At 64.5% G+C, this 16,229-nt stretch carries 12 protein-coding genes; 7 read left to right on the top strand and 5 right to left on the bottom strand.

Annotated features, from left to right (window positions below):
- Position 1 precedes the first annotated feature (1 nt).
- The 3 genes from ACEN9F_RS21825 to ACEN9F_RS21815 all read right to left on the bottom strand — a co-directional run bounded on the left by ACEN9F_RS21825 (position 2) and on the right by ACEN9F_RS21815 (position 3,379).
- Positions 2-382 (bottom strand): 5-carboxymethyl-2-hydroxymuconate isomerase, encoded by a 381-nt coding sequence (locus tag ACEN9F_RS21825; RefSeq protein ID WP_413423267.1) that lies wholly within the window; start codon positions 380-382, stop codon positions 2-4.
- A 9-nt stretch (positions 383-391) separates the two neighbouring features.
- Positions 392-2,284: a hypothetical protein gene (locus tag ACEN9F_RS21820; RefSeq protein WP_413423265.1), complete on the bottom strand. Its 1,893-nt coding sequence runs from the start codon at positions 2,282-2,284 to the stop codon at positions 392-394.
- Positions 2,285-2,377: 93 nt separating this feature from the next.
- Complete coding sequence (locus ACEN9F_RS21815; protein WP_413423263.1) at positions 2,378-3,379, bottom strand: LacI family DNA-binding transcriptional regulator; 1,002 nt, start codon at positions 3,377-3,379, stop codon at positions 2,378-2,380.
- An 85-nt stretch (positions 3,380-3,464) separates the two neighbouring features.
- Here ACEN9F_RS21815 and ACEN9F_RS21810 point away from each other — a divergent pair, with 85 nt between their 5' ends.
- The 3 genes from ACEN9F_RS21810 to ACEN9F_RS21800 all read left to right on the top strand — a co-directional run bounded on the left by ACEN9F_RS21810 (position 3,465) and on the right by ACEN9F_RS21800 (position 9,058).
- Positions 3,465-4,286, top strand: a complete 822-nt coding sequence (locus ACEN9F_RS21810) for an NAD-dependent epimerase/dehydratase family protein (protein ID WP_413423261.1) — start codon at positions 3,465-3,467, stop codon at positions 4,284-4,286.
- Positions 4,287-4,329: 43 nt separating this feature from the next.
- Positions 4,330-6,522, top strand: coding sequence for a glycoside hydrolase family 88 protein (locus ACEN9F_RS21805; RefSeq protein ID WP_413423259.1), 2,193 nt, complete (start codon positions 4,330-4,332; stop codon positions 6,520-6,522).
- Between the two features lie 124 nt (positions 6,523-6,646).
- Positions 6,647-9,058, top strand: coding sequence for a TonB-dependent receptor (locus ACEN9F_RS21800; protein ID WP_413423257.1), 2,412 nt, complete (start codon positions 6,647-6,649; stop codon positions 9,056-9,058).
- Positions 9,059-9,243: 185 nt separating this feature from the next.
- Here ACEN9F_RS21800 and ACEN9F_RS21795 read toward each other — a convergent pair whose 3' ends face one another.
- On the bottom strand, positions 9,244-9,585 hold the full coding sequence (locus tag ACEN9F_RS21795; RefSeq protein ID WP_413423256.1) for a hypothetical protein: 342 nt from the start codon (positions 9,583-9,585) through the stop codon (positions 9,244-9,246).
- A gap of 181 nt (positions 9,586-9,766) precedes the next feature.
- Here ACEN9F_RS21795 and ACEN9F_RS21790 point away from each other — a divergent pair, with 181 nt between their 5' ends.
- The 4 genes from ACEN9F_RS21790 to ACEN9F_RS21775 all read left to right on the top strand — a co-directional run bounded on the left by ACEN9F_RS21790 (position 9,767) and on the right by ACEN9F_RS21775 (position 15,285).
- On the top strand, positions 9,767-11,869 hold the full coding sequence (locus tag ACEN9F_RS21790) for a M36 family metallopeptidase (RefSeq protein WP_413423254.1): 2,103 nt from the start codon (positions 9,767-9,769) through the stop codon (positions 11,867-11,869).
- Positions 11,870-12,092: 223 nt separating this feature from the next.
- Entirely contained in the window at positions 12,093-12,932 is an 840-nt protein-coding gene (locus ACEN9F_RS21785) for an undecaprenyl-diphosphate phosphatase (RefSeq protein ID WP_413423252.1), read from the top strand.
- Between the two features lie 25 nt (positions 12,933-12,957).
- Positions 12,958-14,781: a DNA helicase RecQ gene (recQ, locus tag ACEN9F_RS21780; protein ID WP_413423250.1), complete on the top strand. Its 1,824-nt coding sequence runs from the start codon at positions 12,958-12,960 to the stop codon at positions 14,779-14,781.
- Between the two features lie 3 nt (positions 14,782-14,784).
- Positions 14,785-15,285, top strand: a complete 501-nt coding sequence (locus ACEN9F_RS21775) for a DUF1993 family protein (RefSeq protein ID WP_413423248.1) — start codon at positions 14,785-14,787, stop codon at positions 15,283-15,285.
- Here the strand turns inward: ACEN9F_RS21775 and ACEN9F_RS21770 are convergent.
- Positions 15,282-16,208 carry a helix-turn-helix domain-containing protein gene (locus ACEN9F_RS21770; RefSeq protein ID WP_413423246.1) on the bottom strand — a complete coding sequence of 309 codons (927 nt, stop codon included), beginning with the start codon at positions 16,206-16,208 and terminating at the stop codon, positions 15,282-15,284. The genes ACEN9F_RS21775 and ACEN9F_RS21770 overlap by 4 nt on opposite strands.
- Between the last annotated feature and the right edge of the window lie 21 nt (positions 16,209-16,229).

Below are 16,229 nucleotides of genomic sequence, written 5' to 3'. Positions count from 1 at the left end.
TTTAACTGCTGAATTTACCTTCGTAGCCTGGTGGCGTGGCGTCGATGTGCAGCGTCAGGCGCACCGGCAGCCGGTCCAGGACCGGCGCCAGATGCACCTTCGCCGCGGCCAGCACGGCGTCGCCCACCGCCTCTATCAGCGCATCGCTGCGGCCCGGCGTGACGCGCATATTCATGTAGACGAATGCCCGCCCCTGCTCCCCGTCCGCCACCGCGTACTGCGCCGCCGGACACGCCAGCACGCGCGTGCCGTACAGCGGGAACACCAGCGTGCCGCCGGCGTCCTTTAGCGTGACCAGCGTGTGCGACAGCGTCTTGCACAGTTCACCGATGTCGGTGTGCGCATCCAGGTTGGCGGTGTATTCGATCTTCAGGTGCGGCATGCGAAATCCTTAGTGATACTTGACGGTCCACTTGATCGTCAGCGGCTCTTTCATCGTCAGCTTGCCGGTGCTGCAGGTGACCAGGGACTTCATCGCGCCGTAGGTCGCCATGAAATCCTTGGTGCCACTGGTCGGCGCGACCTGGCATTGCTGGAGGCCGCTGACACTGTATTCGTTCACATCGCCCTTGGCGAAGGTCACGGTATTGCCGCTCATAGTAGCCTGTTCCGAGAAGGACGCGAATTCCAGCGTGACCTTCTCCACTTCCTGCGTGCCCACCGGCTTGTAGATGTCGGTACGGGTCAGCTGGCCGTGTTCCAGTGTGTAGGTGGTTTCCAGCTTGATGCGCGCGTCCTTGACCGGGCCTTTTTTGCCCAGGCGGTCCAGCTCATCCTGGCGATAGGTGACGACGTAGCGCTGGCCGTCCTTGACGGTCTTGATGTCCTTGATCCATGCCGCGCCGATCAGCTGCGCGCCGTCGGCCATGGTGAACTTCGGCAGCAGTTGCGGATGCACGCCGCCGTCGTCGGCGATGCCGGAGATGATACCCGGCGCGAAAGGCAGCGGGTAGTAAGGGCTGTTGTTATGCTGGCTGATGCCGCCGTTGATCATGTTCAGGCTGACCACGTGCTTGCCATCGCGGAAAATCGCCAGCGCGCGATCGTACTCGCCCTGGGCGAAGGTGGTGGTGCTGAACTGCGGACGGGTCTTGTCCAGCCAGGCCTGCAGATCGGCCTTCGGCTGCACGTCCTTGAAGCCGGCCTTGTTCCAGGTATCGTTGGTGTAGATCAGCTGGTGCAGCAGCGAGAAGTTTTCGCCGAGGATGCGGTGCTTGCCGCGATACGTGTCGGTGCGGCGGCCCTTGCCCCACATATCCAGCGAATGCATGGCCGGGTCGTACCAGAAGTCCATGTAGCGCGCGGCCACGCGCGAGGAGAAGGCGTAGGCGTACTGCTTCTCTTCCGGCGTCAGCACGTCCAGGTAGGCGGAGACGGACAGGATCTCGACCAGCGCCGTCTCGCCGTACGGCCCGAGGCTGCGGCCGAAGCTGAAGCCGTCGCCGGCGGTATTGCCGACGTTGAGCGCGATGTCGGCGGCCTTGCGCAGCAGGACTTTCAACTCGTCGGTCGGCTGCAGGCCGGTTTCCAGGAAGCGCTCGCAGATCTCCGCGATCAGCAGGATGCTGTAGCGGTCGAAGCGACCCTCGCCGTCGGTCTCGTCGGAGAAGCCGAACTTGCCGGAGTATTTTTTGTAATGCGTGAGCATTTTATCGAGCAGGATCTTGCCTGCGCTGTCGTCTTCCCAACCCATCATCATACGCAAGCGCGCGATGCTGAAGGCGACACCGTAGTAATTAGTCGGCAAGTTGATCAGATCGTACTGCGGCACAGTGACGAAGGTGCGCCAGTCCAGCTGCTTGCGCAGCTTCTCCAGCGTGGCCGGGCTGATGGCGCGCTCCAGCAGGCCCGCTTCCTTCAGCTTGACCAGGGTGCCGATGTAGTAATAGATGCCCCAGGTGTGGTTGTCCATGCCGACCGTCATATCGGCGATGTCGCGGTAGTCCTTGAGCTTTTGCGCCAGCTCCGGATCGTCCTTGGCGGTGTTGAGCAGCACGTGGCCCAGGCCCGCCGCCACTTTACCGGGCAGGAATTTGTCGTTGCTCTTGAACGGCGCCTGGCCGTCCATGACGATGTTCTCCTTTTCCGCCACCAGCTTCTTGAAGAAGTAATCCAGCTGCTTGTAGGCGTTGTCCTGCACGATGCGGTTCATCGGCGTGGTCGCCAGCGGCGGCACGTAGTTCGCCGGCGATGGCAGTTGAGCGGTTTGGGCCAGCACGGCGGAAGCGGGAGCGACGGCCAGCAGCACGGCCAGCGCGACAGGATTAAGGCGGAAGGAAATCATGGAGTCGTGGGTCTCTGAGTTGAATTATTTTGGAAAACGTTTAACTGATGGTATGTGATTTTTTCTGGCGAGTAAAGCCCGCCGCGAAAAAATTCAGGCCTGGCGGTTGCGGTTGGCGGTGGAGCTGCGCAGTATCAGCTGCGGCTCGATCATGCTGAAGCCTGCGGGCGGCTTGCCTTCGATCTGCGCGATCAGCTGTTCGACCGCGATGCCGCCCAGGCGCTCGCTTTGCAGGTCCACGGTGGTCAGCGGCGGCGAGGTGTAGTTGGCGAAAGCGATGTTGTCGAAGCCGGCCAGCGAGATATCGGCCGGCACGCGGAAGCCCAGTATCTGCGCCGCCTTCATGAAACCCAGCGCCATCAGGTCGTTGTAGCAGATCAGCGCATCGGGATGATCCTCGCCCAGCATGACCGACGAGCACACGCGCTCCCCCTCCTGCGCCGACGGCGCGCTGCCGTCGTACACGGTCAGCGGCAAGCCGTGCGCCGACAGGCATTCGCGGATGCCGGCCAGGCGCCCCTCGTCGCGGCGCGACTTGGAAAAGCCCAGGTAGGCGATCTTGCGGTGGCCCAGCGTGACCAGGTGGCGCGTCAGCATGCTGGCGCCGCGATGGTCGTCGCCCGTTACGCAGGGAATGTCGTAATGCGCCAGCCGGCCGAAGAACACCAGCGGCTTGCCCAGCTCCGTCATCCAGTCCATCTCTGCCTCCGGGATGCGCGAGTTGACGATCATGCCATCCACGCGGCGGCTCAGCGCCTCCAGCAGCGGGCGCTCGCGGTCCGGGTTTTCCTCGGTGTCGACCAGCAGCAGGTTATAGCCATGCTCCTGGGCCACGCGGTTGGCACCCTTGACCACGCTGGCGAAGTGCGGATTGCTCACATCCAGCACCGAGACGCCGATGCTCTGCGTGCGGCCGGTGATCATCGACTGGGCCAGGGGATTGGTGCGGTAGCCCAGTTCCGCGATCACCTTGCTGATGGCCGCCTCCACCGCCGGCGAAAAGCGTTGCGCGCCGTTGACGAATTTGGACACCGTCGCGGTGGACACGCCTGCGGCGGCCGCCACGTCGCGGATGGTGGGGACGGGTTTTTTCATGAACCGATTGACCTCAAAAATATTTTCGCTATACTGGCGATTAAACGTTTAACCACAATACCCTTTCAACCCTATAAAAGCAACCATGACCACTACTACCAGCGCTAAACCATTCAAACGCATCCTGCTGACGGGCGCCGGCGGCGGCCTAGGCACCGTCCTGCGCGAACGCGCCAAGGAATGGGCCGACGTGGTCCGCCTGAACGACGTCAAGGATCTCGGCCCGGCGCGCGACGGCGAGGAAATCGTTATCGGCGACCTGGGCGACCGTGACAATGTCATGAAGATGATGGAAGGCGTGGACGCCGTGCTGCATTTCGGCGGCATTTCGGTGGAAGACAAGTTCGAGCCGATCATGAACGCCAACATCCTCGGCCTGCACCACCTGTACGAAGCGATCCACAAGAACGGCGTCAAGCGCGTGATCTACGCCAGCTCCAGCCACGTGGTCGGCTTCTACGAGACCACCGACCTGGTCGACGCCAACATGCCGCTGCGCCCGGACGGCTTCTACGGCGTCTCGAAAGCCTTCGGCGAGGCGCTGTCGCGCTACTACTACGACCGTTTCGGCACCGAGACCGTCTGCCTGCGCATCGGTTCCTCCTTCCCGGAGCCTAAGAACCCGCGCATGATGGTCACCTACCTGGCCTACGACGACCTGGTGGAGCTGATCCGCTGCTCGCTGTTCACGGCGCGCGTCGGCCATACCATCACCTTCGGCACCTCGGACAACGCCACCAAGTGGTGGGACAACAAGCACGCCGCGCACCTGGGCTATGTGCCCAAGCACAGCTCCAGCGAGTTCGCCGCCAACTTCCCGAACAGCGCCGACTATCCGGCCAAGGGCGATGCGCCGACCATCTACCAGGGCGGCCCGTTCGTCACCGCCGGACCGATGTACAAGTAAGCCAGCAAGTCCTTTTCTCACAAAAATATAAAGAGACGCCCACATGAATCAATCGCATCTGCGTATCGCCGTACTGGCCGCCGTGGCGGCCATGTTCCAAGCCGTTCCCGCTTTTGCCGCCGAGACTCCGGCCACGGAGACGGCGGCGCCGTCGGCCGCCATCAATCCCAAGGCGGTGCTGGGTGCGATGCAGCGCGTGGCCGACTGGCAGCTGGCCAATCCGAGCAAGCACCGTCCGGACGACTGGACGCAGGCGGTCGGCTACAACGGCATCATGGCGCTGGCGAACATCTCCGGCGACCGCAAATACCGCGATGCGATGATCGCCATGGGCGAGAAGAACGACTGGAAGCTGGGTCCGAACCACTACCACGCCGACGACCACATCGTCGGCCAGACCTACGCCGAGCTGTATCTGCAGCTGCGCGAAAACAAGATGATCGGCCCGCTGCGCGCAAGCTTCGACGACATCCTGGCCAACCGCCGCAGCGGCACGCTGGAATTCACCGTCAAGGGCAACCAGGACCGCTGGTCGTGGTGCGACGCGCTGTACATGGGCCCACCGACCTGGCTGCGCCTGTGGGCCATCACCGGTGACCAGCGCTACATCGACTTCGCGATCAGCGAGTGGTGGGTGACCTCGGACTACCTGTACGACAAGGAAGAGCATCTGTACTTCCGCGACTCGAACTACTTCAACAAGCGCGAAGCCAACGGCAAGAAGGTCTACTGGGGACGCGGCAACGGCTGGGTGATGGGCGGCCTGGTGCGCATGCTGCAATACCTGCCGGCGAACCATCCTGAACGTCCGCGCTTCGAGCAGCAGTACAAGGAGATGTCGGCCAAGCTGCTGACGCTGCAGCAGCCGGACGGCCTGTGGCGCGCCAGCCTGCTGGATCCCGACACCTATCCGATGAAGGAATCGAGCGGCTCGGCGCTGTATGCCTATGCCTTCGCCTGGGGCGTGAACCAGGGCCTGCTGGACGCCAAGGCCTACAAGCCCGCCGTGCGGAAAGCATGGACCGCGCTGGTCGGCAATGTGCAGGCCGACGGCAAGCTGACCCACGTGCAGCCGATCGGGCTGGCGCCGAAGGTCTTCGACGACAACCTGACCGAAGTCTACGGCGTCGGCGGCTTCCTGCTGGCCGGCAGCGAGGTATATCGCATGGCCGTGCTGGAGAAGACCAGGCCGCAGGTGGTCAGCGTCAGCAACGAGAGCAACGGCGTGCGCGGCGACGAGCTGGCCGAGGTCAAACTCGGCGCGGGCATCAACAAGCCGGTGGTGATGGACGCCACCACGTCGGCCATCATCAACTCGCAAGTGATCGGCAAGCAGCTGCTGTTCCCGGTGAACCTGGCTGCGGGCGAGACGCACCGCTACCTGGTGCTGCCGGCCGACCGCCTGGCCGCCGTGCCGCCGGCCGACGTCAAGACGCACGCGCGCTTCGTGCCGGAACGCCTGGACGATTTCGCCTGGGAGAGCGACCGTACCGCGCACCGCGTGTACGGCCCGGCCATCATCAAGGATCCGAAGGAACACCTGATCAGCAGCGGCGTCGACGTGTGGGTCAAGAAGGTGCGCACGCCGGTGGTCGATAAATGGTACAAGCGCGGCGAATATCACCACGACTTCGGCGAAGGCCTGGACTACTACGACGTCGGCCAGAGCCGCGGCTGCGGCGGCACCACCCTCTACGCCGACGGTGCGCTGCATAACTCGTCCAACTTCCAGAACTGGAAAGTGCTGACCGACGGCCCGCTGCGCTCCGTGTTTGAACTGAGCTTCGGCAAGTGGGACGCGGGCAGCGGCCGCATGGTGTCGGAAGTGAAGCGCTATTCGATCGACGCCGGCTCCAACATGACCCGCGTGGAAGCCAGGTACGCCGGCACCGGCAAGGCGCCGTTGACGGTGGGCGTGGGCATCACGCAGCGCAACGGCGACGGCAAGTACGCCACCGACGCCGCCGGCGGCTGGGCAAGCTACTGGGAGCCCGCGCACGGCGAAGACGGCAACATCGGCTGCGGCGTGATCCTGCCGGCCGGCGCCAGCGGCTTCGCGGTGACCGACAAGCAGCAGCTCACCTTGGGCAACGCGCAGCCGGGCAAGCCCTTCGTCTACTACTTCGGCGCAGGCTGGAGCAAGAGCGGCGACTTCGCCGACGGCGCGGCATGGGAAGCCTATGTCCGCAACTACGCGCAAAAACTGAAGGCCCCACTGAAAGTCAGCAGCAAATAGATCGAGCCCGCCGGCGGTCCGAAGACGCCGGCGGATTTTTTTAACCTGAAATGGAAGCGCTACCACAAACTAGTTTAACCGCATCACCAGCACCGAAAACACACTAATAAAATCGGAGACAACCATGCAATCCACGAACAACGCCTTACCAGCGCCACGGCGCATCACCGCCGCCGTCGCCCTCGCCCTCCTGGGCATGAGCAGCGCCTACGCGCAGCAGCAAGCCGCGCCGGCCGACACCGGCAAGCTTGACACCGTCGTCGTCACCGCCAACAAGCGCGCGCAGAACCTGCAGGACGTGCCCGCCTCGATCACCGTGCTGGGCGACGCCGTCCTGCAGCGCGCCAACGTGCGCGACCTGGAAGACATCCCGTCGCTGTCGCCGGCGCTGACGCTGTCCTACGGCACGCAGCCGGGCAACTTCAGCATCAACATGCGCGGCATCGGCACCTTCTCGCTGGGCATCGGCGTCGAGGCCGACGTTTCGGTGATCGTCGACGACATCCCGCAGGGCATGCAGGCCGGCGCCTTCAAGGACCTGGCCGACGTCGGCCGCATCGAGGTGCTGAAGGGCCCGCAGAGCACGCTGTTCGGCAAGAGCTCGATCGCCGGCGCGATCAACATCACCACCAAGCCGATCGGCGGCCCGATCAAGACCAACGTCACCACCTACGTCACCAACGACAACGAATGGCGCGCCGGCTTCAGCGTCGGCGGCGCCGTGTCGGACACGCTGCGCCTGCGCCTGGCCGCCAGCAAGACCAGCTACCAGGGCACGCTGAACGACCTGACCACCGGCGGCAAGCTGAATGGCAGCAAGGGCGACAACATCAGCGGCAAGCTGGAATGGCAACCGATGGACCAGCTGACCTTGACCCTGACGCCGCACTACAACCGCACCGAGAAGTTCTGCTGCTCGACCGCCTACAGCTATATGTCGCCGGGCGGCATCTACCGCAACGCGCCGCAACTGCCGGCCTCGCTGGTGCTGGCCGGCATCAACATCGGTCCGGGCAACCGCGACGTGCGCAACGACTACCCGACCGGCGGCAAGTTCCACGACGCCGGCACCGGCATCAAGCTGGACTGGGCCTTCGACGACAACAGCCCGCTGGCCGGCCACACGCTGAGCTCGATCTCGTCCTACAGCAAGTACCACATGGACGACTACCAGGACAACGACAACACCGACATCGACATCCTGCCCTTCCTGCTGCTGCCCAACGGCCAGCCGACCGGCATGCACGGCGGCCTGTACCAGTATGGCTTCTTCGACGTCGCCTCGACCACGCAGGAATTCCGCCTGACCTCGCCGGACAAGGGCGCGGTGCGCTACGTGGCCGGCCTGTGGTACGGCAAGAACGCGCTGACCCGCGAGCTGACCAAGGCGCCGCTGATCCAGGCCTACGGCACCGCCTACGGCGCCGACGCCTACAACACCAGCAAGGCCATCTACGGCCAGGGCTCGTGGGACTTCATCCCGAGCACCAGCCTGATCGTCGGCGCCCGCTACAACGACGAAGACACCGGCTACAACTTCCGCCGCTACACGGTGCCGCCGCAAGCGCACGCCACGACCGAGTTCTACACCAAGGACGACAACGACAAGAGCGTCACCGGCAAGCTGGGGCTGGAACACCGCGTCAACAAGGATACGATGGTGTACGGCATGGCCTCGACCGGCCACAAGGGCGTGGCCTACGACCTGACCTCGGGCTTCACCGCCGCCACCGCCAAGCTGCCGGCGGTCAAGCCGGAAACGGCGCGCAGCTACGAGATCGGCCTGAAGCAAAGCCTGCTGGACAACCGCGCGATGTTCAGCCTGGCGCTGTTCCGCACCAACTTCCGCAACTTCCAGCAATCGGCCAGCTTCTTTGACGCCGACGGCACCTACCGCACCGGCCTGAACAGCATCGGCGGCCTGCGCACCCAGGGCTTCGAGGCCGAGGGTAGCATCCGCGTCAGCCGCGAGTTGCAGCTGAACGGCAGCTTCGCCTACACCGAAGCCACCATCCAGTCGTTCGAAAACGGTCCGTGCTACAACGTGCTGAACGCCACCGGCACCGGCACCGTGCCGGGACCCGGCTGCGCCAACAGTCCGAAGTTCAACAACACCAACGTCCAGAACCTGGCCGGCAAGACGCTGCCGAACGCGCCCAAGGTCAAGGTCAACCTGGGCGGCCAGTACGACCTGATGCTGGCGTCGCAAAGCTTCAACGGCTTCATCGCCGGCTCGACGCGCTACCAGAGCCGCACGCAGTTCTCGCTGAGCCAGGACCCGATGACGATCCAGGGTTCGTACAGCATCAGCAACCTGAGCTTCGGGGTCAAGGACAAGCAGGACCGCTACAAGGTCACCTTCCTGGTCAACAACCTGTTCGACAAGCGCTACGCGTCCGGCCTGAACAACGGCTACGCCAACAGCAACTGGAGCAGCAAGGCGCCCAACACGCCGCTGGTGGTCAACACCACGGAATGGCTGCCGCCGCGCGACTTCCAGCGCTACTTCGGCGCCCGTCTGGACATGACCTTCTAAAACACTTCGGTGTCAGTGCCGACATTCGGACACGAACTCTGCTTTGCAGCGGCAGAGCCCGTGTCTGAATGTCGGCACTGACACCGGTTGAAAGAGCATCTCCCTCGCGACCGGACTGCGGCCGAACAGCCGCCATCGGTTTCTTTTCCCCCTGCCGTCGCCCCTATGCGCGGCCAGGGGGCTTTTTATTCCGGCTTCACCTGCAGGCGCTTGATGGCCCGGCTTTTGCCATAGGTGGCCGAAACCAGCAGCGCGCCGCCGCAGCGCACGCGGTAAAGGTAGGTGCGCTCTTCGCCGTCCACACTGCGCCGCAGCAGTTCCAGCGGCGTCGGCACGGGGCAGGCGCGCAGCAATGCGGCGCCCTCGGCCGCCGGCGCGATCGTCTGCTCGGCCGCCAGCCTGGCCACGGCGGCGGACACTTCCTGCGTCACTTCCGGTTCCACATCCTCGATCGGCTTGGGCGCTTGCGCCATGGCGCAGCCGGACGCCAGCGCGGCCAGCGTAAGCAGGGAAAACAGTCTGTGCATGGCGCGTTCCTGTAGCTTGTTTGGGTCCCATCTTAGCGCCGCGCGCGCACGGCCGCCATGTCTCATTTTTAACAGAATCCTGAAAAATGTCTAAAAACGCATGATTTCACACTTGGCAAAAAGGCGTGGATATACTCGTTGAGCACCAGTCGCCAAACCTTTTTTTAGGAGTTCCTGCAGCATGCGCCCATACGCCCGCCCACTACTTGCTTCCCTGATCATCCTGGCTTACGCGGGCACCGCGCACGCCGACAGCTATGCCGTCGACAACCTGACGGTGTTCTCCGGCGCCTCCGCCAAATCGGCCGACGATGTGCTGCGCCAGACCGCAGCCCACTTCGGCCTGCCCGCCTCGCTGAACAACCTGAAGCTGGTGAAAGTGCAGGAATCGCTGACCGGCAAACACTATCACTACCAGCAAATGCTGCGCGGACTGCCGGTCGACCGCGCCGAGATCATCGTTTCCATCGGCAAGAACGGCCAACTGCAAAAAATCTACAACGAAACCCGCTACATCTCCGACAAGGTCGACGCCAACGCCGTCAACCAGCTGTACAACCAGTCCCAGATCAGCGAAGACCAGGCGCTGGACCAGGCCTGGAGCAATATGAAGGTGCAGCACGCGCTGGTGGACGCCCCGTCCACCGAACTGGTGTGGATGCCGACCAAGGACGGCGTGCAACTGGCGCGCAAAGTGCGCATCGAAGCGCAGATGCCGACCGGCGGCTTCGTCCAATACCTGAACGCGCATGACGGCGCCGTCATCGATTCCTACACCACCTCGCTGCCGCGCAAGGGCGAGCGCTCGCTGGCCGCGCGCGCCAAGACGACCGGCGCCGTGCTGGACCGCCAGGCCGCCACCAACGCGATGCGCTCCAGCCAGTCGCAGCGCACGGCGCTGGCCGTGCAAGCCGCGGCCGCGGCGTCCGGCATCAACGGTTCCGGCTACGCCTTCGATCCCGATCCGCGCACGGCGCTGAATACCGATGCGCTGACCGACACCTCGCCCGCCAGCGCCTTCGACGCCGCCTACTCGACCAAGACCCTGCGCGACCTGACGGTGACCGCCGGCGTGTACAAGCTGAGCGGCCCGTTCGTCAACATCAAGAACATCGAGGCGCCGGCCACCGCGCCCAGCACCACCACCAACGGCGTATGGACGGCCAAGCGCGGCAGCAACGCCTTCGACGACACCAACGTCTACTTCCACCTGGACCAGAGCCAGCGCTATATCCAGTCGCTCGGCTTCACCGGCACCAAGTCCATCATCAACCGTCCGCTGGACGTCGACACCGACGGCGTCAACGGCGACGACAACTCGCACTACAGCAGCGGCAGCAGCGACTACCTGGCCTTCGGCCACGGCTGCGTCAACGACAGCGAGGACGCGGACGTGATCCTGCACGAATACGGCCACGGCATCCAGGCCAACATCAATTCCGGCTGGAGCGGCGGCGACACCGGCGCCATGGGCGAAGGCTTCGGCGACTACTGGGCCGCCTCGTACTCCTACAGCACGCCGAACGGCAAGATCTACCACCCCGAGTGGGCCTTCAGCTGGGACGGCCACGGCGCCTGCTGGGACGGCCGCCTGCTGAACCGCACCACCGCCAAGTACAACGCCAGCAAGACCTACGCCGCGCACCAGTCGGTGACCGAGGGCGGCGTGACCTTCCAGTCGGACGAGCTGTGGTCGGCGCCGCTGTATGAATCGATGAAGGCGCTGATCGCCGCCGGCAAGCCGCGCGCCAACATCGACCAGATCATCCTCGAGGCGCACTTCGGTCTGGGCAGCAACATCAAGATGCCGGCCATGGCCACCGCCATCGTCAACGCGGCCAAGACGCTGTTCCCGGCGGACCTGAGCTACGCCAACACCTTCCAGGCCAAGTTCGAGGCGCAAAACATCCTGTCGTCGGTGGTGAGCGGCCCCACCATCGCCGAGGTGGAGAGCAACAACACCACCGCCACCGCGCAAGCCGTGGCCACCGCCGGCACCACGGTCAACGGCACGTTCAGCGCCTCGTCGGACGTGGATTACTACAAGATCACGTTGCCGGCCGGCAAAACCCTGACCGCGACGCTGGCCCCGAACGCCAGCTCGGACTACGACCTGGAGTTGTACAACAGCGCCGGCACCAAGGTGGCGTCCAGTGCCAAGGGCACGGGACAGACCGACAGCGTCACCTACGGCACGGCCGGCACCCTGTACGCCAAGGTGATCTATTACAGCGGCGGCACCGGCGCCACCAACGGCAAGTACACGCTGCTAGCCAACTGGTAATCGCCAGGCCGGACATCGACATTGTCCCTTTCAACGCCCCTACGGGGGCGTTTTTTTATGGCGCCGGCGCCCGCGCCGTCCGCTACTTTGCGCTGCAATGCACAAATCCGCGTTACGCTTGAGTCAGATTCAGAAAACAGCGGGCCGAACATGGTAAGCTTCGACCCCGGCTGTCCCCGCATCTTGTCTTTCCCACAAACTTCCACGCGTAAATACTTAATTCATGGATATTGTTCTCGCTCTCAAAGCCGTCGTCATGGGTCTGGTCGAAGGTTTCACGGAATTCCTGCCGATTTCCTCGACCGGCCACCTGATCCTGGCGGAGCACCTGCTGGGTTTCCACGGCATGGAAGAGAAAATGAAAGTGTTCGAGATCGTCATCCAGGCCGGCGCCATGCTGGCCGTGGTCTGGGAATACCGCGCGCGCATCGCCGCCGTGTTGAGCGGCCTGTTCAGCGACAAGCGGCAGCAGCGCTTCGCGCTCAATGTGCTGATCGCCTTCCTGCCGGCCGCGATCCTGGGCGTGCTGTTCGCCAAGTCGATCACGGCCTTGCTGTTCGCGCCGGTGCCGGTGGCGCTGGCCTTCATCGTCGGCGGCTTCGTCATCCTGTGGGTGGAAAAGCGCGAAAAGGACAATCCGACCATGGCCCGCATCACCTCGGTGGACGACATCAAGCCGGCCGACGCGCTGAAGATCGGCTTCGCCCAGGCCTTCGCGCTGATCCCGGGCACCAGCCGCTCCGGCGCCACCATCATGGGCAGCATGATCTTCGGCTTCTCGCGCCAGGTCGCCACCGAGTTTTCATTCTTCCTGGCGATCCCGACGCTGTTGGGCGCCACCATCTATTCGCTGTACAAGCACCGTGCGCTGCTGTCGGCCTCCGACCTGCCGCTGTTCTCGGTCGGCACCGTGGCCGCCTTCATCTCGGCCTTCCTGTGCGTGCGCTGGCTGCTGCGTTATATCAGCTCCCACACCTTCACCGTGTTTGCGTGGTACCGTATCGCTTTCGGCCTGCTGGTGCTGATTACGGCCTATTTCGGCGTGATCGTCTGGGCCGACTAAAAACCTTTGTTGTAGAAGTAGAAAAATGAGTCATCAGGAAAATAACGAACGCGCCCTCCATCTGCTGCAAACCGTGTTCGGCTACCCGGTCTTCCGCGGCCAGCAGGCGGAGATCGTCGGCCATGTGAGCGGCGGCGGCGATGCGCTGGTCCTGATGCCCACCGGCGGCGGCAAGTCGCTGTGCTATCAAATCCCGGCGCTGGTGCGCGACGGCGTCGGCGTGGTCGTCTCGCCGCTGATCGCGCTGATGCAGGACCAGGTCGACGCGCTGGCCGAGGTCGGCGTGCGCGCGGCGTTCCTGAATTCCACCCAGACCTACGAAGAAGCCAACCGCATCGAGCGCCTGGTGCGCACCGGCGAGATCGACCTGGTCTACGTGGCGCCCGAGCGCCTGATGACGGAACGCTGCCTGAACCTGTTCCAGGCCTCGAAGATCGCGCTGTTCGCCATCGACGAGGCGCACTGCGTCTCGCAATGGGGCCACGACTTCCGGCCGGAATACATCAAGCTGTCGGTGCTGCACGAGCAGTTCCCGAACGTGCCGCGCATCGCGCTGACGGCGACCGCCGATCCGCAGACGCGCGCCGAGATCGTGCACCGCCTGAAGCTGGAGGACGCGGCGCAGTTCGTGTCCTCGTTCGACCGTCCGAACATCCGCTACCAGATCGTCGAAAAGGCCAACGGCCGCAAGCAGCTGCTGGACTTCATCACCACCGAGCATGGCGGCGACTGCGGCATCGTCTACTGCCTGTCGCGCAAGAAGGTCGAGGAGACCGCCGAGTTCCTGAACGAGAACGGCGTGCGCGCCATGGCCTACCACGCCGGCATGGAGCACGCCAAGCGCGCCGCCAACCAGGCCAGGTTCCTGCGCGAAGAAAACATCGTCATGTGCGCCACCATCGCGTTCGGCATGGGCATCGACAAGCCGAACGTGCGCTTCGTCTGCCACCTGGATCTGCCGAAAAGCATCGAAGGCTACTACCAGGAGACCGGACGCGCGGGCCGCGACGGCGATCCGTCCAGCGCCTGGATGGCCTACGGCCTGCAGGACGTGGTGCTCCAGCGCCGCATGATCGACGAATCGGAAGCCGACGAAACCTTCAAGCGCGTGCTGGGCAACAAGCTCGATGCGATGCTGGGCCTGTGCGAGACGCTGAGCTGCCGGCGCGTGCGCCTGCTCGATTACTTCGGCGAGGCCTCCGGCCCGTGCGGCAACTGCGATACCTGTTTGATTCCGCCGATCTCCTTCGACGGCACGGTGCCGGTGCAGAAGCTGCTGTCGGCGGTGTACCGGGTCGACCAGCGCTTCGCGGCCGGCCACGTGATCGAGGTGCTGCGCGGCGTCGAGACGGACCGCATCAAGACCTGGCATCACGATTCGCTGTCGGTGTTCGGCATCGGCGCCGACCGCAGCGAGCAGGAATGGCGCGCGATCCTGCGCCAGGTGATCGCGCTCGGCCTGGTGACGGTCGACCATGAACAATACAGCTCGCTGAAGCTGACCGACGCCGCGCGCCCGGTGTTAAAAGGCGGGCAGAAGGTGCAGCTGCGCCAGTACCAGAAACCGGTCAAGCAGAAGGCGCCGAGCAAGGCATCGAAAGGCTACGTCGAGAGCGACCTGTCGCCGCGCGAGCAGGCCATCTTCGACAAGCTGCGCTGGTGGCGCGTGGAGACGGCGCGCGCGCACGATGTCGCGGCCTACATCATCTTCAACGACGCCACGCTGCGCGAGATCGCCAAGGCGCGTCCGACCACGCTGTCCGACCTGCGCGGCATCTCCGGCGTCGGCGAGAAGAAGCTGGCGTCCTATGGCGACGAGATCGTCGCCATGATCAGCGAGATGGATTAAGCCGTGGGTCCGGCCGCCGTCTTCAACCGTTCGCTTGCGCAGTTGCGCGGCATGCTGGAGAAAATCGGGGCCGGCGGCCCGGCGGCGCTCACCGCGCGGCTGCACCAGGACATGTTGCCGTTCGCGTCGCAGGTGCGCGCCACCGCCAACTTCGCGCTGCGCGGCTGCTGCCCGCTGGCCGGCCTGCCGCCCACCAGCTTCGAGCGCGAGGAAATTTCCTACGCCGCGCTGGCGGCGCAGATCGATGACACGATGCGCTACATCGCCGCGATCCCGCCGTCACGGTTCGACGGTGATGCCAGCCGCATCTGCCGCGACCGCGCCGGCTTCGCCGACATCGCGCTGCCGGCCGATGAATACCTGAACCTCTACATCCTGCCCAACTTCTACTTCCACTTCAGCATGGCCTACGCCATCGCCCGCAGCCATGGCGCGGAGATCGGCAAGCAGGACTTCGACGGCTACCACCTGTACGCGCCCGGCTTCTCGTTCGAGAAAAACTAAGCGGCGACGATGCTGCGGTAGCGGCTCGGCGGCGCGCCGACGCTGTCGCGGAAGCGGTGGCTGAAGTGACTCAGGTCCGCGTAGCCGCAGGCGTCGGCGATCTGCTGCAAGGGCTGGCCGGTGGTCTTCAACAGCAGGCGCGCGTGCTCGACGCGGCGCGCCGCGATCCACGCCGATGGCGGCATGCCGAACGATATCCTGAACATCCGCGCCAGGTGGTACTCCGACATATTGGCCAGCTGCGCCAGCATGCCCAGCGAGATATTCTGCGCCAGGTTCGCTTCGATATAGTCCGCCAGCCGGCGCCGCACGGCCGGCGCCAGGCCGCCGCGCACGCGCGGCTGGTGCTGCGGCATCGATTGCGCATGCAGCAGGTGGCTCAGCGTTTCGTGCGTGATCTCGTTGGCGCGCAGGAGTGAATCCGGATCGTTCCAGGGCATCGCCGCCAGCGACGCGCACAGATGCCCGATGCGCTCATGTTCGAAATACGTGCGGTCGGCCAGCGTCAGCTCGCGCGGTTCGCGGTCCAGCTCCACCACCGCGCGCCGCGTGAAGTGCTCCGGCAGGAAGTAGATGTGCATGAAGTGCATCCGGCCGCGCACCGTCCAGCTGGACTCGTGCCAGTCCGGCAGCGTGCATAGCCGCTTCGGGGCGCCGTACAAACCGGGCAGCTCGCTGCGCTCGGTACGGTAGCCGCCGTCCATGTAGTAGGACAGCGTATGGTGGCCTGGCCGGTCGTAGCTGGTCTCGGCGATCGGCGTATCGCGGCGCCAGATGGCCACCGCCAATTCATCCCCCAGCCAGGCGAAGCGCTCCAGTTCCGCATCGGTTTCCGACATCGTCTTGAACACGGAATGCGACAGCGTGCCTTCCGGCGCATACGACGGGTAGATGGGGGCGGCGGTGGAGGGACGGGCTGGCATGATGGATAAAGTCTAGCACGG

This window comes from Duganella sp. CT11-25 (assembly GCF_047302815.1).
GTDB lineage: Bacteria > Pseudomonadota > Gammaproteobacteria > Burkholderiales > Burkholderiaceae_D > Rugamonas.
Note: the sequence above shows the minus strand (reverse complement) of the source record. Positions and strands in the feature narration are given on the sequence as shown.

Excerpts from the sequence above, each read along its gene's own strand:
- ACEN9F_RS21825 (WP_413423267.1), bottom strand. The coding sequence starts at position 382 with ATGCCGCACCTGAAGATCGAATACACCGCCAACCTGGATGCGCACACC.
- ACEN9F_RS21820 (WP_413423265.1), bottom strand. The coding sequence starts at position 2,284 with ATGATTTCCTTCCGCCTTAATCCTGTCGCGCTGGCCGTGCTGCTGGCC.
- ACEN9F_RS21815 (WP_413423263.1), bottom strand. The coding sequence starts at position 3,379 with ATGAAAAAACCCGTCCCCACCATCCGCGACGTGGCGGCCGCCGCAGGC.
- ACEN9F_RS21810 (WP_413423261.1), top strand. The coding sequence starts at position 3,465 with ATGACCACTACTACCAGCGCTAAACCATTCAAACGCATCCTGCTGACG.
- ACEN9F_RS21805 (WP_413423259.1), top strand. The coding sequence starts at position 4,330 with ATGAATCAATCGCATCTGCGTATCGCCGTACTGGCCGCCGTGGCGGCC.
- ACEN9F_RS21800 (WP_413423257.1), top strand. The coding sequence starts at position 6,647 with ATGCAATCCACGAACAACGCCTTACCAGCGCCACGGCGCATCACCGCC.
- ACEN9F_RS21795 (WP_413423256.1), bottom strand. The coding sequence starts at position 9,585 with ATGCACAGACTGTTTTCCCTGCTTACGCTGGCCGCGCTGGCGTCCGGC.
- ACEN9F_RS21790 (WP_413423254.1), top strand. The coding sequence starts at position 9,767 with ATGCGCCCATACGCCCGCCCACTACTTGCTTCCCTGATCATCCTGGCT.
- ACEN9F_RS21785 (WP_413423252.1), top strand. The coding sequence starts at position 12,093 with ATGGATATTGTTCTCGCTCTCAAAGCCGTCGTCATGGGTCTGGTCGAA.
- recQ (WP_413423250.1), top strand. The coding sequence starts at position 12,958 with ATGAGTCATCAGGAAAATAACGAACGCGCCCTCCATCTGCTGCAAACC.
- ACEN9F_RS21770 (WP_413423246.1), bottom strand. The coding sequence starts at position 16,208 with ATGCCAGCCCGTCCCTCCACCGCCGCCCCCATCTACCCGTCGTATGCG.